This is a genomic window from Candidatus Brevundimonas phytovorans, from assembly GCA_029203145.1.
GTDB classification, from domain to species: Bacteria; Pseudomonadota; Alphaproteobacteria; order Caulobacterales; family Caulobacteraceae; genus Brevundimonas; species Brevundimonas phytovorans.
On record CP119309.1, the window covers coordinates 1652072 to 1670872 of the forward strand.

At 67.2% G+C, this 18801-nt stretch carries 19 protein-coding genes and 3 tRNA genes; 8 read left to right on the plus strand and 14 right to left on the minus strand.

What is annotated here, in order from left to right; translation table 11 throughout:
• Nucleotides 1-54 precede the first annotated feature (54 nt).
• The gene (locus tag P0Y52_08075) at nt 55-1491 is read right to left on the minus strand and encodes a chain-length determining protein (protein ID WEK56515.1); all 1437 of its coding nucleotides are present in this window, start codon (nt 1489-1491) and stop codon (nt 55-57) included.
• A gap of 132 nt (nt 1492-1623) precedes the next feature.
• Here P0Y52_08075 and P0Y52_08080 point away from each other — a divergent pair, with 132 nt between their 5' ends.
• The 3 genes from P0Y52_08080 (at nt 1624) to P0Y52_08090 (ending at nt 5611) form a co-directional block, all read left to right on the plus strand.
• Nucleotides 1624-2328, plus strand: a complete 705-nt coding sequence (locus P0Y52_08080; protein ID WEK56516.1) for a polysaccharide export protein — start codon at nt 1624-1626, stop codon at nt 2326-2328.
• 75 nt (nt 2329-2403) lie between these two features.
• Nucleotides 2404-3852 (plus strand): alginate export family protein, encoded by a 1449-nt coding sequence (locus P0Y52_08085; protein WEK56517.1) that lies wholly within the window; start codon nt 2404-2406, stop codon nt 3850-3852.
• Nucleotides 3853-3868: 16 nt separating this feature from the next.
• Nucleotides 3869-5611, plus strand: coding sequence for an amidohydrolase (locus P0Y52_08090; GenBank protein WEK56518.1), 1743 nt, complete (start codon nt 3869-3871; stop codon nt 5609-5611).
• A gap of 52 nt (nt 5612-5663) precedes the next feature.
• On the opposite strand, the gene P0Y52_08095 is transcribed toward P0Y52_08090, so the two are convergent.
• The 8 genes from P0Y52_08095 to P0Y52_08130 all read right to left on the minus strand — a co-directional run bounded on the left by P0Y52_08095 (nt 5664) and on the right by P0Y52_08130 (nt 10403).
• Nucleotides 5664-6104, minus strand: a complete 441-nt coding sequence (locus P0Y52_08095) for a hypothetical protein (GenBank protein ID WEK56519.1) — start codon at nt 6102-6104, stop codon at nt 5664-5666.
• Between the two features lie 201 nt (nt 6105-6305).
• Nucleotides 6306-6382 (minus strand) — tRNA-Pro (locus tag P0Y52_08100).
• Between the two features lie 67 nt (nt 6383-6449).
• A complete protein-coding gene (locus P0Y52_08105) occupies nt 6450-6926 on the minus strand; it encodes a DUF192 domain-containing protein (protein ID WEK56520.1) in 477 nt (158 codons plus the stop codon).
• Nucleotides 6927-6951: 25 nt separating this feature from the next.
• Nucleotides 6952-7482, minus strand: coding sequence for a cold-shock protein (locus P0Y52_08110; GenBank protein WEK59462.1), 531 nt, complete (start codon nt 7480-7482; stop codon nt 6952-6954).
• A 175-nt stretch (nt 7483-7657) separates the two neighbouring features.
• Nucleotides 7658-7732 (minus strand) — tRNA-Glu (locus P0Y52_08115).
• A gap of 160 nt (nt 7733-7892) precedes the next feature.
• A tRNA-Glu gene (locus P0Y52_08120) sits at nt 7893-7967 on the minus strand.
• A 106-nt stretch (nt 7968-8073) separates the two neighbouring features.
• Nucleotides 8074-9876: a single-stranded-DNA-specific exonuclease RecJ gene (gene recJ, locus P0Y52_08125; protein WEK56521.1), complete on the minus strand. Its 1803-nt coding sequence runs from the start codon at nt 9874-9876 to the stop codon at nt 8074-8076.
• Between the two features lie 77 nt (nt 9877-9953).
• Nucleotides 9954-10403 (minus strand): hypothetical protein, encoded by a 450-nt coding sequence (locus P0Y52_08130; GenBank protein WEK59463.1) that lies wholly within the window; start codon nt 10401-10403, stop codon nt 9954-9956.
• A 79-nt stretch (nt 10404-10482) separates the two neighbouring features.
• Between P0Y52_08130 and phaC the strand changes: the two genes are divergently transcribed.
• Together phaC and P0Y52_08140 are read left to right on the plus strand one after the other, a co-directional pair.
• Nucleotides 10483-12447, plus strand: coding sequence for a class I poly(R)-hydroxyalkanoic acid synthase (phaC, locus tag P0Y52_08135; protein ID WEK56522.1), 1965 nt, complete (start codon nt 10483-10485; stop codon nt 12445-12447).
• Nucleotides 12444-12821, plus strand: coding sequence for a hypothetical protein (locus P0Y52_08140; GenBank protein WEK56523.1), 378 nt, complete (start codon nt 12444-12446; stop codon nt 12819-12821). The genes phaC and P0Y52_08140 overlap by 4 nt, the downstream gene beginning before the upstream one ends.
• On the opposite strand, the gene msrB is transcribed toward P0Y52_08140, so the two are convergent.
• The 4 genes from msrB to rplM all read right to left on the minus strand — a co-directional run bounded on the left by msrB (nt 12809) and on the right by rplM (nt 15338).
• A complete protein-coding gene (msrB, locus tag P0Y52_08145; GenBank protein ID WEK56524.1) occupies nt 12809-13306 on the minus strand; it encodes a peptide-methionine (R)-S-oxide reductase MsrB in 498 nt (165 codons plus the stop codon). The two genes, P0Y52_08140 and msrB, sit on opposite strands and share 13 nt — an antisense overlap.
• 45 nt (nt 13307-13351) lie before the next feature.
• Nucleotides 13352-14287, minus strand: coding sequence for an N-acetyl-gamma-glutamyl-phosphate reductase (gene argC / locus P0Y52_08150; protein ID WEK56525.1), 936 nt, complete (start codon nt 14285-14287; stop codon nt 13352-13354).
• 86 nt (nt 14288-14373) lie between these two features.
• A complete protein-coding gene (gene rpsI, locus P0Y52_08155) occupies nt 14374-14859 on the minus strand; it encodes a 30S ribosomal protein S9 (protein ID WEK56526.1) in 486 nt (161 codons plus the stop codon).
• A gap of 2 nt (nt 14860-14861) precedes the next feature.
• Nucleotides 14862-15338 (minus strand): 50S ribosomal protein L13, encoded by a 477-nt coding sequence (gene rplM, locus P0Y52_08160; GenBank protein ID WEK56527.1) that lies wholly within the window; start codon nt 15336-15338, stop codon nt 14862-14864.
• A gap of 380 nt (nt 15339-15718) precedes the next feature.
• Here rplM and P0Y52_08165 point away from each other — a divergent pair, with 380 nt between their 5' ends.
• Nucleotides 15719-17140 (plus strand): DUF839 domain-containing protein, encoded by a 1422-nt coding sequence (locus tag P0Y52_08165; GenBank protein WEK56528.1) that lies wholly within the window; start codon nt 15719-15721, stop codon nt 17138-17140.
• Here the strand turns inward: P0Y52_08165 and P0Y52_08170 are convergent.
• Nucleotides 17109-18176: a COX15/CtaA family protein gene (locus P0Y52_08170; protein ID WEK56529.1), complete on the minus strand. Its 1068-nt coding sequence runs from the start codon at nt 18174-18176 to the stop codon at nt 17109-17111. The two genes, P0Y52_08165 and P0Y52_08170, sit on opposite strands and share 32 nt — an antisense overlap.
• A 131-nt stretch (nt 18177-18307) precedes the next feature.
• On the opposite strand from P0Y52_08170, the gene P0Y52_08175 reads away from it, so the two are divergent.
• Both P0Y52_08175 and P0Y52_08180 read left to right on the plus strand, forming a co-directional pair.
• Nucleotides 18308-18562 (plus strand): transglycosylase, encoded by a 255-nt coding sequence (locus P0Y52_08175; GenBank protein ID WEK56530.1) that lies wholly within the window; start codon nt 18308-18310, stop codon nt 18560-18562.
• On the plus strand, nt 18562-18768 hold the full coding sequence (locus P0Y52_08180) for a DUF2842 domain-containing protein (protein ID WEK56531.1): 207 nt from the start codon (nt 18562-18564) through the stop codon (nt 18766-18768). Before P0Y52_08175 ends, P0Y52_08180 begins: the two co-directional genes overlap by 1 nt.
• The last annotated feature ends 33 nt before the right edge of the window (nt 18769-18801 follow it).

Below are 18801 nucleotides of genomic sequence, written 5' to 3' on the forward strand. Positions count from 1 at the left end.
TACGCGCTCACCATTGAAGCATCAGCCTAGCATGGCCGGCGACGTTCAAAGGGATCAGCCCGCCTTCATCGGGGCCACAGCCAGCACCGGCATCTGCAAGGTGCGGCTCGCCGTCGACGGCAAGGCGAAGCCCCGCCGCAGGAAGACCCGCAGCAGACCCACGCACAGGGCCGTGAAACCGGCGAACAGGAAGGCCGCGATCATCAGCGGCGCCTTCAGGCTCTTGCCTTTGGAGGGCGTCTGGGCGCGCTCGATCACCGTCACATTGTCGGCGCCGGCCTTGACCAGTTCGTTGTCGGCCCGGCTCTGGGTCTCGCGTTGCTGGAACTCGCGGATCGACGCGGTCAGGACTTCGCGATTGCCGGCCAGGGTGGCGTTGCGCGATTCCAGCTCGGTCAGGCGCGCCTGACGCGCCCGCAGGTCCGTCACCTGGCGATCCAGCACAGCCAGACGCGCAGCCAGGGAATCCCGCTCGGCCTGGGCGTTGATCCGGGTGGTCTCCAGCTCGACCCAGACAGGATTGGGCCCTGTGCGGACTTCCTTGGCCCCCACCGCCGTTCCGGTGCCGACATAGGCCTGCATCTGCGCGATCCGCGCCTCGATCTCGCGCACAGGCTGGGCGTCGGGCTGATAGCGGCTCAGCAGGTCCTCGCGCTGGGTCCGCAACTGCAGGATCTGATCCTGCGCCGAGATGTTCAGGTCCTGTTGCAAGGCGATTTCAACCGGGGTGCGGCCCTGCTGCCCTGCCAGGGTCATCAGCCGCTGCGCCGCCTGGTTCAGTTGCGCCTGCACCCCCATCCGCTCGGCGAAGACCGACTGATAGGTGGCCGCCAGCGTCGCCTTGGCCGTGGCGAAGTCGCCGATATTATTGGTGCGCAGAAACTCTTCATAGGCCTGATCCGCCGTGGCCAGCTCATCCTCAAAGGCCCGGCGCTGCGTCTGGATGGCGGGCGTGGCGCGGTCCTGGAAGACCTCGCGGCGATAGGTCAGATACTGTTCGATGACGGCATTGAGGACCCGCGCAGACAGGGCGGCGTCGTCGCTCTTGTAGGTCAGGCCGACGACCGGGCTCAGCGGCGTCACCACCACGTCCAGGCCGGCCCCGACCGCGCGGACGGCGTCGTCTTCCTGTTTGGCCCGGCTGGCGGTCGAGGGCTTGCCGTGCTGGAAGCTCTCGACGCCCATGGCGCGCACCACGCGGCGCTTGACCTCGGTGCTGTTCAGGATCGCCGCCTCGGACTGGGCCACCTCCGTCGCGGTCGGCGGCATGCCACGTTCCGATTGGCCCACGCGCGGCTGATAGACGTATTCCTGACCCACGCCGACAAACAGACTGGCCCCGGCGGTATAGGTCTTCTTCAGCGTCAGCACGGCCGCGCCGCCCAGAGCGAACAGGACGGCGAAGACCAGCAGCATCACCCACAGCTCGCGAAACAGCAGCGCCACGACGTCCAGGACGCCGTAACGCGGTCGAGCGGCTGCACGGGACATAGAAGGCATGGGCCGGACGCATCCATCCTGGGAACTTCGCTTCTACCCTTGAAGGACCCGCGTTAACCGGGCGTTACCCATAAGGGTCCAGCTTGGCCTTCATTTGAAAATGACCGTTGTTTCGCGCCCAACATGACCCCTGACCGTCGCCTTGTTCTGATGGGCCTGGCCGCTGGCCTGGCAGGCTGCGCCAGCGGTCGCGGCGCGATGACCGGCGCATCGACGGACGCCCCCGATCTGGCCTTCGCCCCCTGGACCGACATAGCGCCGGAATACCTGCTGTTTCCGGGCGACGAGATCGAGGTCGCCCTGCCCACTGCGACCGAACTGACCCGTCAGCTCAAGATCGGGCCCGACGGCCGCGTCTCCCTGCCCCTGCTCGGTCACGTCATGGCGGCGGACCGCACCCTGGCCGAGCTGGAGGCCGACATCGCCGAGGGCTACGCCGCCCAGTTGCGCCGCCCCGAGGTGGAAGTGACCCTGCGCCTGGCTGGCCCGCTCAAGGTCTGGGTCGACGGCGAGGTGCGCAATCCGGGCGTGTTCGACATGCCGGGCGACATCGACGCCTATCAGGCCGTGGTCATGGCTGGCGGCTTCCTGCCCTCGGCCAGGTCCGCCCAGGCCGCTCTGATCCGTCGCGGCCCCGGCGGCGTCCGCATGATGCGCCCCATCGACCTGCGCCCGCGCCGGGCCGAGGTCGTCACCCTGCATCGCGGCGACATCATCTTCGTGCCGCGCTCGACCCTGGGTGAACTGGCCGCCTTCTTCACCCTGTTCCGGTCCGCCCTGCCCATCGGTTTCAGCTATGCGCTGAACGGCGGCTACGCCTCCACCTGACAGGAACGGAACCGCCAAGCTCGCTGAGACGTTGCCGTGAGCGGGACGCCCATTCAGGGCGGGGATTGTGGGTTCATGGGAATTCGCGCGGCGCATCGGGTCGCCACAGCCAGTTTTATCCTGACGCTCGCGCCGTCGCTGGCTGCGGCCCAAAACGCTGATCAGGCCCCCGACGCCAAGGACCCTATGGTCCTCTACGCTCAGGACGGCGCCACAGTCCGCGCCCACCTCCAGGCGGGGGTGAATCTGGTCGCCGAGCAAAACCTGTTCTGGGATTTCGGAAAGACGGTGGCCGGCGTCACCGACTTCGACTCCAACGCTGAATGGTTCGAGGCCTATGTGAAGCCAGGCCTGACCTTCGAGCGGCGCATCAGCGACCGCGCCGCCCTCTATGGCGGCCTGTCCGGCGTCGGTTCGATGACCATAGGCACGGACGCCTTCGACGCTGGCGACACCGGGCGGGTGACGCTGGAGGAAGGCTATCTCGGCTGGCGCTATCAAGGTGATCAGACGACCTTTGACCTGTCCGTCGGCCCGCGCGTCTTCAAGGCCGGAACCGGAATGCTGATCGAGGCCGGCGGGTCCAGCGGCTTCTCGCGCGGGGCGCTGAAGCTGGGACCGCGCAAGGCTTGGGCCTTCGCCGCCCTGGGTGAGGTCAGCCATGACAAGTTCAAGGCCACGGCCTTCTATCTGGACCCCAATGAGTCGCCGGACAACGACAGCCACAACCGGCTGGCGGGCGTGGACTTCCGCTACGACTCCAACCCCAACGCCCTGATCGGCCTGACGGCGGGCCAGGTGATCGAGTCTGCCTCCCCCTATCCCAAGGCCCCGCCCGGCGGGGTCGGCGTCCCCAGCATCATTCCCGGCGCCCGCGACGGGCTACAGTTCGTGAACCTCTATACGCGCGCCCCGATCGCGGGCCTGCCCAACGCCTTCATGGCGGCGGATCTGGCGTTCGAGCGCAATGACCGCATCGACCTGCGCGCCTGGGCCGGTCGCGCCCAGGTCGGCTATACCTTCGCCGAGCATCGCTGGAAGCCGACCTTCACCGTCGGTTATCAGACCTTCTCCGGCGACGATCCCGACACCGACCGGCTGGAGCGGTTCGACCCCCTCTACTACGAGGGCAACCCCTCGGCCTGGTCCACCGGCACCAAGTCGTCGATGGTCTTCATCAACTCCAATGTGAACTCCTGGCAGGTCGCGGCCAGCATCGCGCCGACGCCGATGGACACCTTCACGGTTCGCATCCACCGCATCGAAGCCGACCAGTTGCGCAGCCCTATCCAGTTCGGCCAGGCGACGCGGGTCGAGGGCGACAACGTGGACAACCCCATCACCGGGGTCACGCGCCGCCACCTCTCGGACGACCTCTATTTTGAATATTTCCGCGTGGTGTCGCCCAACCTCTTCCTGACCGCCGGCTTCTCGATCTCCAACCCGCAGGCGGGGATCAAGTCCATCGTGGCCGACCCGCCCCTCTGGTCCGGCGCCTACGTCAATCTGATCGCCAACTATTGAGCTGAGCGAGGCCTCCATGACCCTGATCCTCCCCCCGTCCAGCCGCCGCAGCCTGCTCGCCGGAGCCGGCGCCTTGGCCGGCGCCACCCTGCTGGGAGGCCGCAGCATGGCCCAGACCGCCCGCGCCGCGCCAGCAACGATCTTCACCGGCGGGCCCATCGTGACCATCGACGACGCCATGCCGAGCGCCGAGGCCGTGGCGGTCCGCAACGGCGTCATCGTCGCCGTCGGCTCGCTGGACGCGGCCCGCGCGGCGGCGGGCCGGGGCGCCCAGACGATCAATCTGGACGGGCGCGCCCTGCTCCCGGGCTTTTTCGACCCTCACGGCCACGTCTCGATGGTGGGGCTACAGGCGCGCTACGCCAACCTGCTGCCCGCCCCCGACGGTCAGGGCGACGACATCCCCGCGCTGCAACGCATCACCCGTGACTGGATGAATATGCACGCGCAGTTGGTCCGCGACACCCAACTGGTCATCGGCTTTGGTTACGACGACTCCCAGCTGAAGGAGCATCGCCACCCGACCCGGACCGAGCTGGACGCCATTTCCGACAGCGTGCCGATCCTGTTTCTGCATCAGTCGGGCCATCTGGGCGTGGCCAACACCGCGGCTCTGGCGGCGGCAGGGATCACGGCTTCGACGCCCAATCCCGATGGCGGGGTCTTCCGTCGCGAGGCGGGCTCGCAGCAGCCCAACGGGGTCATGGAGGAACTCGCCCTGTTCACCGTCATGGGCGCCCTGCTGACCCGACTGGACGCCCAGGCCAATATGGAGATGCTCCGCGAAGGCGCCCGCTTCTATTCCAGCTTCGGCTACACCACGGCCCAGGACGGCCGATCCTCGTCCGACGGCTGCCGGATGGTGGCTCAGTTGGCTGCGCGGGGCGAGCTGCCGATCGACATCCTGTCCTTCCCCGACATCCTGACCTCGACCGACATCATGGCGACCCCGCTGTATCGCAAGAACTATGTCGGCAAGTTCCGCATCGGCGGGGTCAAGCTGACGCTGGACGGCTCGCCCCAGGGCAAGACCGCCTGGCTGTCGCAGCCCTATTATGTCCCGCCCGAGGGCCAGCCCGCCTCCTATCGCGGCTATCCCGCCGTGACCGAGCAACAGGCGCTGGACGCCATCGAGCTGGCCTTCAGGAACGATTGGCAGATCGAGGTCCACGCCAATGGCGACGCCGCCATCGACCTGCTGATCGGCGCCGTGCGCGACGCCACGAACCGGCACGGCGCCAAGGACCGCCGTCCGGTCCTGATCCACGGCCAGACCGTCCGCATGGATCAGTTGGACGACCTGAAGACGCTGGGCATCGTGCCGTCGCTGTTCCCGATGCACACCTTCTACTGGGGCGACTACCATCGGGACTCGGTGCTGGGCCCGCGCCGGGCCGAGTTCATCTCGCCCTGCCATTCCGTCGTGCGGCGCGGCATGCGCTTCACCAGCCACCACGACGCGCCGGTGGCCAATCCCGACGCCATGCGCGTCCTGTCCGCCACCGTCACCCGCCGCACCCGCTCGGGCGACATCCTCGGCCCCGACGAATGCGTCCCGGTCGACATCGCCCTGAAGGCCATGACGCTCTGGGCCGCCTGGCAGCACTACGAGGACGACCGCAAGGGCTCGCTGAGCGTCGGCAAGCTGGCCGACATGGTCATCCTGGCCGAGAATCCCATGACCATCGCCCCCGACAAGCTGGCGGCGATCAAGGTCACGAGCACCTGGAAGGAAGGGCAGGAAGTCTGGTCAGGTTGATCCGGACTAGGGCGCACATCCAAAGTCGGCTTTCGCCCCTTAGCGGACATGACTACCCTATGCGTTCCCGCAGGCGCGGTAGTTCGTGCTCAAGGCTTTGGTGCGAGACGGAGCTCAGATCATCTTCTCCGCAGGTCAATGCATGCAAAGCCGCAACTGGAGGATAGTCGTCAGGGATCGCTACCCACTCCGCTGAGCCTTCCTGACTGCGGCGACTGAGGCCCTCGCCGTCGAAATCATGGCCTCCGAGAAATCGGATACGCTTCGCTGCACAGTCAAACTCAAGCGTGGTGTCGCGGCGAACGATCTCCCACCCCTCAGAGCCAAGAGGATAGATTTCCACTAAGTCGGCCCGCCGCACCGCTCCTTCGCGGCCTATGCTCCCGGTCGGCGTGACGAATGCGGTGTCGCCACTCAGGATCAAAACGATCCCCGGCCTGTCGAGTGACGGCGCGGTTTGGCTCAGCAGCGCGGCTATGACAGTCAGGAGCATCAGCCATAGGCGCGTCAATGCGCCTCCCAGTCAATCGGTGTGACGGCCCGCGACGCGAGTCCGCTATCCACCCTTCGCGGACGTTCGCAGGGTCTGCTTTAGGGACCAGGGGCGAATGTCGATCAACGGAAGCGATCGAAAGGCAGCGCCTCCGCCTCTCGGACGAGTGTAAAACTCATCCAGCCCAAACGGGCTAACCCATGGTCGGGGCGAGAGGATTCGAACCTCCGACCCTCTGGTCCCAAACCAGATGCGCTACCAGGCTGCGCTACACCCCGAACCGATGGAGCGCCCTATTGGCACGGTCGGCGCCGCACCGCAACGCATTCAACGCCTTAATCCGTGTCAGGGCCGAAAGAAGCTGTGGCGAACCTGGTCGCCGGGCTTGGCGCCGATCTCGTCGACCCGGCCCGCACGCAGCTCCAGCACGCCGTTGGCCGCGCCGTTCGACGGCAGGGGCGTCTGCGAATAGGGGGTGGCGTGGCTGGCGATCGAGACGACCCGGCCTTGCGGGTCGATGTAGATGATGTCCAGCGAGCTGGGCGTGTTCTTCATCCAGAAGCTCTGCTCGGACGCCGCCGGAAACTGGAACAGCATCCCGCGGTCGTCGTCCAGCGGCGGGCGATACATCAGGCCGCGCTCGCGCTCGGCGTCGTCGTCGGCGATCTCGACCATGAACCTGTGCTCGCCCGAGGCCGTGACGATGCTCAGCGGCTCCAGCGGCTGACCGGCCGCGTCCACCGGTCCCTTGGGCGCACAGCCCGACGCCAGGCCGGCGACCGCAAGAACAACCGCCAGCAGAATACCACGCGAGAAACCCATGACTTCGCCCCTCAAAGGGCGAAACCTATTCGCCCGGCCTGATCTCGGCCACCACCAGCCCCTTGGGACCGTCGGCGAACCGCACCTGCACCGCGTCGCCGGGGACCAGATCATCCAGCCCGCAGCGTCGCAGCGTTTCGACATGGACGAAGATATCGCCGGCCGCACCGTCGCGCACCACGAATCCATAGCCCTTGGTGCGATTGAACCATTTGACGACGGCGCCCTCCATCGGACCACCGGTCCCCGCGTCGAACGCCGGGCGCGGCGCGGCGGACGCGCGCACCGCCTCACGGCGGATCGGCGTAGGGCTGCCCTGTCCCAGGTCGAGGACGCGCACCACCTGCCAGCCCTTGGCGCGGCGCGCGCATTCGCACTTGATCGGAGCCCCCTCGGCCGCGGCCTCGTGGCCGCCGTCGCGCAGGCTGCTGACATGCAGCAGCACGTCCTTCAGCTCGGTCATGTCGGGCTCATCGGGCACGATGAAGCCGTACCCCTTGCCCGGATCGAACCATTTCACCGTGCCGGCGATCAGAACAATGTCCGGCGCTTCCATCTCGTCGTAGTCCGACAACTCACTAACCCCCGCCTGCAAAGCGTGCAGAGGCTATGATTAACACGGTTCGCTGAACCTCGGAAAAACAAAAATGACGATTTTAAGCCCCCAGCCGGCCAGCCGTCATGATGGCCGACAAAAGCGTCGCAATTCGCGATGTGGGGATAGCTCCGCGTGGCAGTCCCTAGGGGAGTCGAACCCCTCTCTTCAGGTTGAAAACCTGACGTCCTAACCGATAGACGAAGGGACCGCTGCGCGGAGGAGCGGCCTATTAGCCCTGCCTGCCGGGGGACGCAAGTCTCTTTTTCAACTTTCCGAACAAAGACATCGCCTCGCCGCGGCGCAGCCGAAAACACGAGCCGGCTCAGGCTGATGCCGCATGACGATGTCGGGGAAGGGATAGCTCCGCGTGGCAGTCCCTAGGGGAGTCGAACCCCTCTCTTCAGGTTGAAAACCTGACGTCCTAACCGATAGACGAAGGGACCGCTGCGCGGAGGACCGGGGTAATAGCCGCCGATTTCGGCGGTTGCAAGCGTCTGCTGCGCAGTTTGTGCATTTTTTCAAAGACCTGCGCTCGGTCACGTCGAAAACCTAGGCCATGCGGGGGTCGGCCACGTCCTCGATCTCGAACTGCACGCCGCGACGGCCGTTCCAGTCGTCGGCCTTCAGCCGTCCGACCAGGTTCAGCCCGCCCTGCCCCGCCAGCAGCGCCTTGCCGCTGGGCAGGTCGGCGCAGCGCCAGGCGATGGCCCGCACCGAGGCCCCGTCCGGCCCGACCAGGCGACACCGCACATGGCCGCCGTTCATCGCGGCCGGTTCGCGTGCCTGCACGCCTTGCAGCGCAAACAGGGGTTCGGGGTTGGCGGGGCCATAGGGCGCCAGTTGCTCGAAGGCCTCGAACAGGTCGCGCGTCGCCGCGCGCGGGTCGATCAGGGCGTCCACCTCGACCCAGTCCTGGGCCACAGCTTCAGCCCGTTCGCCCGACAGCCGGTCGTTGAGGAAGGCGCGCAGTTCGTCGATCCGGTCGGCGGCGACCGTCAGGCCCGCCGCCATGGCGTGCCCGCCCCCGGCGATCAGCACGCCCTCGTTCCATGCCGCCTGGACGGCGCGCCCCAGGTTCATGCCCGGTTGCGACCGGCCCGAGCCCTTGCCCAGACCATTGATGGCGTCCACGCCGATCACCACGACAGGCTTGCGCCAGCGCTCACGCAGACGCCCGGCCACGATGCCGACCACGCCAGGGTGCCAGTCCTCGCCCGAGACGACCACCAGCGCCGACTCGTCGGCGTGCGCGCCCGTCGCCTCGACCCGGCGCACGGCCTGTTCCGTCACCTGGGCCTCGACCTCGCGCCGGGCGATATTCAGCGCGTCCAGTTCCTGCGCCAGCGCCCGCGCCTCGTCGGGAAAGTCGGTGGACAACAGGCGCGCCCCCAGGTCCGACTTGCCGATGCGCCCCCCCGCATTGATGCGCGGCCCCAGAATGAAGCCCGCATGATTGGACTTGGCTGGTCCCGGCTCGGCCCCGGCGGCGGCCAGAAGGGCCTTCAGCCCCGGATTCTTCCAGTCCGACATGACCTTGAGGCCCAGACTGGTCAGGGCCCGGTTGAACCCCGTCAGTCCCGTCACGTCACAGATGGCGCCCATGGCGGCCAGGTCCAGCCACTGGCGGATGTCCGGCTCGGTCCGGCCCTCGAACAGGCCCCTCGCCCGCGCCTCGCGGTTCAGCGCCGCCAGCAAGACGAAGACCACGCCCGCCGCCGCCAGATTGCCCTGCCCCGAGTTGCAGCCCGGCCGGTTCGGATTGACCACGGCCAGACAGGCCGGCGGTTCCTCGCGCATCATGTGGTGGTCGATGACGACGACGTTCAGGCCAATGGCCGAGGCGTGAGCCACAGCCTCGTTGGCCGCCGCGCCGCAGTCGACGGTGATGACCAGATCGGCGCCGCGGGCCTTTAACGTGTCGAACGCCCGCGCGCTGGGGCCATAGCCCTCGGTCAGGCGGTCGGGGACATAGATGGGCAGTTCCGCGTTCAGCGTGCGGAACCAGCGCACCAGCAGGGCCGCGCTGGACGCCCCGTCCACGTCATAGTCGGCGAAGACGTGGATGCTGCTGCCGGCCTGCAGCGCGTCGATGATGGCGGTCGCCGCCGTGTCCATGTCCATGAAGCTGGACGGATCCGGGAACAGGGCCCGCAGCGTGGGCCGCAGGAAGTTCTCGCCCTGATCCGCCGCCACGCCGCGCGCGGCCAGGGCGCGAGCCATGGGTTCATCCAGGTTCAGCGCCTGCATATGGGCGCGGATGGTCGCCGCCTCGGCCGGGCGCTGTCGCCAGGCGCGACCCGACAGCGAGCGCGTCACGTCGAGGAAGGCGGGAGCGTTTCCACCGTCAGCCATGGGCAATCCTTATTCGCCCGGCCATCATTCCGGGATTCTGTCGTCCAGACGACATGGGCCTGACGTCAGCCGGCGCCTCAGGGGCGCGGACGGTCGATCGGCGGCGGCGCGGCGGCGCGGCGGCGCAGGCTCTCGGCGAAGGCTTCGACCTCGTCCGGGGTCTGGGCGCCGATGGGGGCCATACGCGCCGGATCAAAGCGGCGGCTGATCGATTCCACGAAGGCCGCCGGATCGCTCTCCAGCGTCCAGTCGATGCCCGCCACCTGGGTCGCCAGGGCGCCGCTCTCGGTGTTCAGCGTCCCGACATGGGCGGCCACCTGGCTCGGCTGCGGCAGGTCGGTCGGCGCGGCCGGAAAATCGGCCCAGCGCGGGTATTCGCGGTGGGCGTCCACCAGCTGCTGGATGCGCGGGGCCAGCGGCGACGCGGCGTCCGTCTTCGGATCAAACGAGCCGACACAGCCGCCCGTGAGCAACAGCAGGCCGGTCGTCGCCGGCAGGATCGTCTTTTTCGACAGGAACACGTTCATCTCACCCCCGGTCATATGCCATCATCGCGCCCGGAGGAAGGCTCGCGACCCGACGCGCGCCCGTTCCGGAGGTTCGCCCATGGCCAAGCACCCGACCAAGGCTCCCCCTGCCCCGCCGTCCGCCGCGGCGGCGCCGCGCAAATCGGGTCGCCCGACCTCGGCCAAACCGCGACCAAAGAAAGCCCCGCCGCCGGAGGCTCAAGCCGAATCACCAGCGGAAGCCGCCAGCGCTCCGCCACCGCCGCCCCAGCCCGAGGCCGCCGATCCCTTCGCCTTCGGCGCCGATCAGCGCCATCTGCTGGAAACCCTGTCGCTGAACCTGGCCAAGGCGGCCATGACAGCTCAGTCGGCCATCGCCGAGGCCGCCCTGTCTCAGGCCGACCGCCCCGCCGCCCTGTCGCCCGACCCCTTCAACGTGGCCCCGGCCATGACCTCGATCATGACCAGCCTGGCCGCTCGCCCGGAAAAGCTGTTCCAGGCCCAGGCCGACCTGTTCAGCCGCTACATGGACCTGTGGTCCACGACCTCTCGTCGCGCCATGGGCGAAGAGGTCGCCCCCGCTCCCTCGACCGACAAGCGGTTCCGCGATCCGGCCTGGAGCGAGAACCCCGTCTTCGACGTCATGCGCCAGTCCTATCTGGTCACGTCCGACTGGATGAACGGTCTGGTGTCCAGCGTCGAGGACGTCGATCCGCGCGTGAAGCGCAAGGCCGAGTTCTTCACCAAGCTGCTGACCGACGCCTTCTCCCCCTCCAACTTCCTCGCTTCCAACCCGGCGGCGCTGAAGGCCTTGGCGGACACTGGCGGCGAATCCCTGGTCAAGGGCATGCAGAACTTCGCCGCCGACCTGGAGCGCGGCGCCGGCAAGCTGAAGATCAGCCAGGCCGACTATGGTCAGTTCAAGGTCGGCGAGAACGTCGCCACCGCCCCCGGTCAGGTGGTCTGGCGCGACGAGTTGTTCGAACTGATCCAGTTCGACGCCGCGACCGAGACGCAAGCCGCCATCCCCCTGCTGATCTTCCCGCCGTGGATCAACAAGTTCTACATCATGGACCTGCAGCCGGAGAACTCGCTGATCCGCTGGCTGTCGGCTCAGGGCTTCACCGTCTTCGTCTGCTCCTGGGTCAACCCGGACAAGGACAAGGCCGAACTCGGCTTCGACGACTACCTGCACAAGGGCATCTATCGCGCGGTCGAAAAGGTGCTGGAGCAGACCGGCCAGAGCCGGGTGAACACTGTCGGCTACTGCATCGGCGGCACCTTGCTGGGTGCGGCCCTGGCGCACATGACGGCGAACGGGGACGCCCGCATCGCCTCCGCCACCTTCTTTGCGGCCCAGCACGATTTCGTCGAGGCCGGCGACCTGCTGCTGTTCACCGACGAGCACTGGCTGGCCGAAATCGAGCAACAGATCGACGCCGCCGGCGGCGTCCTGCCCGGCGCGGCCATGGCCGACACCTTCAACGCCCTGCGCGCCAACGACCTGATCTGGTCCTTCTTCGTGTCCAACTATCTGATGGGCAAGGCGCCGCCGGCCTTCGACCTGCTGTTCTGGAACGCCGACCAGACGCGGATGCCCAAGCGCCTGCACCTCGACTACCTGCGCCGCATGTACGGTCAGAACGCCCTGGCCAAGGGCGAGTTCGAGATCGACGGCCAACGCATCGACCTGTCGACCGTCAAGACGCCCCTCTACTTCCTGGCCAGCCGCGAGGATCACATCGCGCCGATGAACTCGGTCTATCGCTCGGCGCGGCTGTTCGGCGGCCCCGTGACCTATACGCTGGCCGGATCGGGCCACATCGCCGGGGTCATCAACCCGCCCGCCGCCAACAAATACCAGCACTGGACCAACCCCGCCCTTCCCGAGACGCTCGCGGACTGGCAAGCGGGGGCGCAAGCGCATCCCGGCAGTTGGTGGCCCCACTGGACCGCCTGGCTGCGCCCGATGTCGGGGGGCCAGATTCCCGCGCGTGATCCCAAGACCGGGCCGCTTGAGCCGATTGAGCCCGCACCCGGCGCCTATGTGAAAGTGAAGTCTTGAAGCGTATCGAACCCAACCTGCTGCTGGCGGTCACGACCGGCATCGCCCTGCTGCTGCTGATCCTGACCGCCAGCGTGTTCGGACAGCCCGGCGCCGCCTTGAAATACGGCATCATCGTCCTGGCGGTCGTCGTCGCCTTCGTCCCGCTGAACGCTCTTCTCGCCAAGCGAATGGGTTGGGCGCGTCCGCCCATGGTCCATCCCGGCGCCGCCTCTACCGCCGCCTGGGCCAGCCTGTTTCCAATGATGGTGATCCTGTCGGCGGCCATCCCGGTGTTCTGGCCCGGCCACGACTATGGCCTGCTGGTGATCATCGCCAGCCTGTGGTTCGGCCTGACGGTCGAATCAGCGCTCAAGGCCCGTCAGGCTGGCTGAAAGGTCAGCGCGACGCCGTTGTTGCAATAGCGCCGCCCGGTCGGCGCCGGCCCGTCCATGAACAGGTGTCCCTGATGCCCCAGACACCTGGCGCAGTGATATTCGGTCCGGGCGATGCCGATCAGGCGGTCGGTCTTGGCGCCGATATTGGCCTGCATGACCCGCGTAAAGCTGGGCCAGCCCGTGCCGCTGTCATACTTCCACCCTGACTGGAACAGCGGCAGGGCGCAGCCCTTGCAGACAAAGACGCCGCGCCGATGCTCGTCGTTCAGGGGACTGCTGAACGGCTGCTCTGTGCTCTCGTGACGCAGCACGCGCCACGAGGCGTCGCCGAGGCGCCGACGCCACTCCGCGTCGCTGATCTGGCGGAAGGGCGAGGCCGCCCAGGGGTCCGCCGCCGCATCCGCCGCCTTGGGCGAACAGCCGGACAGCGCCAGAGCCGCGCTGCCCAGAAGTAACGACCGCCGTTCGAGAAAAGCGTCCATGCCCCCTATACGGCGGCCGGGCGCATTTGGTTCAGATCAGGGCGTTCAGGTCAGACCCGTCGCCTCGTCCAGACCCAGCATGATGTTCAGGTTCTGCACCGCCGCGCCCGACGCCCCCTTGCCCAGGTTGTCGAGCAGGGCGACCAGACGCGCCTGCTCTCCCCCACGATCGCCAAAGACGTGCAGCCGCATCCGGTTGGTGCCGTTGAGCGCTTCCGGCTCGATGCCGGTCATGGCTTCGGTCTCGTCCAGGTCAGCGACCTCGACGAAGCGCTGACCGTCATAGGCCTCCAGAAATGCCCCATGCAGCCGCTCGACCGAGGGCGTCTCCGGCAGGGTCGACAGGTGCAGCGGAACCTCGACCAGCATCCCCTGACGATAATTCCCCACGGCGGGCGCGAACAGGACGGGCAACGTCAGGCCCGTATGCCGGGTCATCTCCGGCACATGCTTGTGCTTCTGGCTCAGGCCATAGGCGCGAAACGCGGTCGATGCGCCCGCGGCCTCAAACTCGGCGATCATGGCCTTGCCGCCGCCGGAATAGCCCGACACCGCATTGACCGTGACCGGCTGGGTGGCCGGCACCAGCCCTGCCCGCACCAGCGGCCCCATCAGGCCGATGAAGCCGGTCGGATAGCAGCCGGGGTTCGACACCCGCGTCGAGGCGGCGATGGCCGCGCGCTGGCCGGCATCCATCTCGGCGAAGCCATAGGTCCAGGCCGGATCGACCCGGAACGCCGTCGAGGCGTCGATGACCCGCACGCTGGGGTTCTCGATCATCGACACGGCTTCTTTCGCCGCATCGTCGGGCAGGCACAGGATCACCGCATCGGCGCTGTTCAGCGCCTCGCGCCGCGCCGCGACGTCACGCCGACGCTCGCCCAGCAGGATCAGTTCCAGATCCGTGCGCGCCTCCAGACGCTCGCGGATCTCCAGCCCCGTGGTCCCGGCCTCGCCGTCGATGAAGATGGTGTGGGTCATGTCGTCGGTCTGGTCCTGTTGTCGGACAGAAAAAGGGCGCTCCGGGTTTCCCCGAAGCGCCCCAAATCCAAATCGCCAGAAAGCGATTAGCGCTTCGAGAACTGGAAGCTGCGGCGTGCCTTGGCGCGGCCGTACTTCTTGCGCTCGACGACGCGGCTGTCGCGGGTCAGGAAGCCGTGCGGCTTCAGGACCTTGCGCAGTTCCGGCTCAAAGTGAGTCAGGGCGTGCGACAGGCCGTGGCGGATGGCGCCGGCTTGACCCGACAGACCCGAACCTTCGACGGTGCAGATCACGTCGTATTGCGTGGCGCGGTCCGAAACGGTCAGCGGCTGGGCGATCATCATGCGCAGCACGGGACGAGCGAAGTAAACTTCCTGGTCCTTGCCGTTGATGGTGATCTTGCCGGTGCCCGGCTTGATCCAGACGCGAGCGATCGCGTTCTTGCGCTTGCCGGTCGAGTAGGCGCGGCCTTGGGCGTCCAGCTTTTGCTCATAGACGGGGGTGTCGTTTTCGACAGTGCCCAGAGCCTTCAGGGCGTCGAAGCCGGTGGCTTCAGCAGTCACGTCGGTCATGCTCAGGCGCTCCGGGTGTTCTTGGCCGAGGCCGACTTGAAGTCGATGGTCTGCGGCTGTTGGGCTTCGTGGTCATGCGCAGCGCCGGCGAACAGACGCAGGTGCGTCATCTGCTTGCGAGCCAGCGGGCTTTCCTTCGGCAGCATGCGCTCAACGGCCTTCTCGAGCACGCGCTCGGGGAAGCGACCGCCCAGGACCTTCTCCGGAGTCGTCTGCTTGATGCCGCCCGGGTGGCCGGTGTGGCGATAGTAGACCTTGTCGGTCGACTTCTTGCCGGTGAACACCACCTTGTCGACGTTGGTGACGACGACGTAGTCGCCCATGTCAACGTGCGGGGTGTAGGTCGGCAGGTGCTTGCCGCGCAGACGGTTGGCGATGAAGGTCGCAAGACGGCCCACCACGACGCCTTCGGCGTCGATGTGGATCCACTTCTTTTCGACCTCTGCCGGCTTCATCGAAGCCGTAGTGCTCTTCAGCATAATGAGGGTCCTGAAAGACGAACGGTGCGGCCCATCCCAAGGCAGGAATGAGCGGAAGGCGTGCTGATAGAGGCTCATCCACAGCAGGTCAACACCGGAACGCGACACGATTTTACATCAAGATATTGATTTAAAACAACTTATTACAAACGGTATTAAAATACCCGTTCATGTTTAGCCCAAACCACCCCCTTCTCCCCTTGCGGGAAAAGCCGCTCAAGCAGCCAAAGGCGTTAGCGCTCCAAAAATCCTTCTCCCCTTGCGGGTGGAGGACAGCCGTCGTCCCCCGCCCAATCGTCGCAGCCACGCAACCGTCACAGGACCGTATCGCCCCTGTCGCCGGCACCCGCTCTAAGCGCGGCGTCACACGGAGTCCCTTCATGCGCCTGCAACGCCGCCAACTGATCTCGACCGGAGCCGCCGCCTTCGCCTTCGCCGGCTTCGCCCGCAACGTCCACGCGCAGGGACGAGCATTGGCCGCCGGCGAGGAAACCTACGTCAATCAGGTCGAGGGCTATGGCCCGCTGAAGGCCGATCCCAACGGCCTGCTCGACCTGCCCGAGGGCTTTTCCTATCAGGTCATCTCCCAGAGCGGCGAGACCATGGACGACGGCCTGCTGGTGCCCGGCCAACCCGACGGCATGGGCTGTTTCGCCCTGACGCCGACCACGGTCGCCCTGGTCCGCAACCACGAACTGAAGGGGTCCAAGGCGCTTCATCGCAACATGGGGCCAGGCGGTTTCCATCATGAACGCCTCGGCCTGCTGGACACCTCCAAGGCCTACGACACCGACAAGGACGGGCGCGCCCTGCCCGGCGGCACGACGACCCTGGTCTATGACCTCGAGAGCCGGAAAACAGTGCGGCAGCACCTGTCGCTGGCCGGCACCTCGACCAACTGCTGCGGCGGCCACACGCCTTGGGGAACCTGGCTGACCTGCGAGGAAACCGTCGAAACCCCCGCCGACGCCAACGTGACCAAGGCCCACGGCTGGGTGTTCGAGGTTCCCGCCGACGCCACCGGCCTGGTCGATCCCGTGCCGCTGAAGGCCATGGGCCGCTTCGATCACGAGGCCGTCTGCATCGATCCGCGCACCGGCATCGCCTACCTGACCGAGGATCAGGGCGACGGCCTCTTCTATCGCTTCATCCCGACCGTCCCCGGCCAACTGGCGCGCGGCGGACGGCTGCAGGCCATGGCTTTCAAGGGTCAGCCCGGTGCCGACAGCGCCAACCACGACGCCCGCCTCTGGTCGGTCAATGACTGGCGCGAGGTCGAGTGGATCGATCTGGACGACGTGGAATCCCCCAACGACGACCTGCGCCATCGCGGCCACGCGGCGGGCGCCGTGAAGGTGGCGCGCGGCGAAGGAATCTTCTGGGGCGACAACGAGCTCTACCTGACCGCCACCTCGGGCGGGCCGCTGCGCCGGGGCCAGATCATGCGCTACGTCCCCTCGCCCGACGAAGGCGGCGCGGACGAGGCCCGCACGCCCGGCCGCATCCAGCTGTTCGTCGAAAGCACCGACCTGCGCACCATGAACATGGGCGACAACCTGTGCATCGCCCCCTGGGGCCACCTGATCGTCTGCGAGGACAACTATTCCGACGAGGTGCGCAACCATATCAAGGGCGTGACGCCCGACGGCCGCCTCTACACCCTCGCCCGCAACGTCTTCACCGGAAACTCGGAGTTCGCCGGGGCCGTGTTCTCGCCGGACGGCAGCGTCCTGTTCGTGAACATCATGTACCCCGGCCTGACCTTCGCGATCAGAGGCCCGTGGAACGCGGTCCGCTCATGAACAGGCGCGGGCGCGAGCGGCGGACCAGCCACAGGTTGACCGTCGCCGCGCCCAGCACCAGGGCCGCCGCCGCCTGGTGCAGCGCTCCCAGGGTGATCGGCACAGCGTGCATCAGGGTGACGACGCCCAGGCTGGCCTGCAGCCACAGCGCGCCGGCCAGCACGAAGGCTGACAGACCCAGACCCTCGGCCAGCCGCCAGCGCCAGGCGTGGATGGCATAGGCCGTGCCCGCCGCCAGCAGCAGATAGGCGCCGATGCGATGATTGAACTGCACCAGCCCCTGATCATGCAGGAAGGCGATGGCGCCCTTGCCCCACTCGACCGGCGGGAAGACCGCGCCGTTCATCATCGGCCAGTCGGTATAGATGAAGCCCGCCTTGGCCCCGGCCACCAGCCCGCCCAGCAGGCACTGAAGGAAGATCGCGCCCAGCAACAGGGCCGCGCCCCAGGTCCAGCCGCGCGGCGACCGTGAATGGTCCGACCCGCTCCAGGCCTCCAGCCCGGTCCAGATCAGGCCGGCGAAGATCAGGAAGGCCAGACCCAGGTGTGTCGCCAGCCGCTCCGGCGCCACGTCAACCCGCTCCGACAGGCCGCTCGACACCATCCACCAGCCGATCAGGCCCTGCAGCCCGCCCAACCCCAACAGAATCAGGCAGCGCCCGATCAACCGCTTCGGCATCCGTCCGATCAGCAGGAAGATCACGAAGGGCGCCGCGAAGACCACGCCGATCAGACGCCCGACCAGACGGTGCAGCCATTCCCACCAGAAGATGCCCTGGAACTCGCCCAGGCTCATGCCGGCGTTGACCTGGGCATACTGCGGGATGGCCTTGTATTTCTCGAAGGCGTCGGCCCATTGCGCCGCATTCAGCGGCGGGATCGCCCCCATGATGGGCTTCCACTCGGTGATCGACAGGCCCGAACCCGTCAGGCGCGTCACGCCGCCGATGACCACCATGGCGAAGACCATCGCCGCGCTGAAGAACAACCACAGCGCCACCGCGCGGCTGCGATCCTGATTTACGAAACGCTTCATTCGACGCCTGCCGTTCGCCCCGATACACTGTCGCCTTACAAGTCGGGCGACCGGGGCGGTATGCCCCCCCAGCGCGGCAAGATCGAGTCGCTTTCGACGCCAAGGCGTCGCACCATTCTGAAGGAGCGCCCGTGGCGCCATATGCGGATATCGCCATCGCCGTCGTCGGCGCTCTGGTTCTGGCCTGGATCGCAGACCTGCTGACCGGCCGTCGCGGACTGGGCGGGACCATTCTGGTCGCTGCCGTCGGCGCCGGCTGCGGGGCCTTCCTGGCCATCCGCGTCTTCGCCGTCGCCACGCTCAGCGACTGGACCTGGATCGTCTGGTCGATGATCGCCGCCGTGGTCTGCCTGGTGGCCTTCTTCCTGTTCCGGAGCAAGCGCTGATGGGCGCCCGGACCCGCCGCTTCGTCGCCACCATCGGCGTCCTGCTGTTCCTGACCTTCTGGGTCTGGGGCGCGGTGTCGATCAACGACGTCCTGCCGAACATCTGGTGGCTGGACCTGCTCTTCTTCGCCGTCGCCGGCATCGGCTGGGGCATTCCCCTGATCCCGATGCTGCGGTGGGCCGAGCGCGATCCCGACGCAAAATAGAGCCGAAATTGCAAAAGGGGCCGCCCGAAAGCG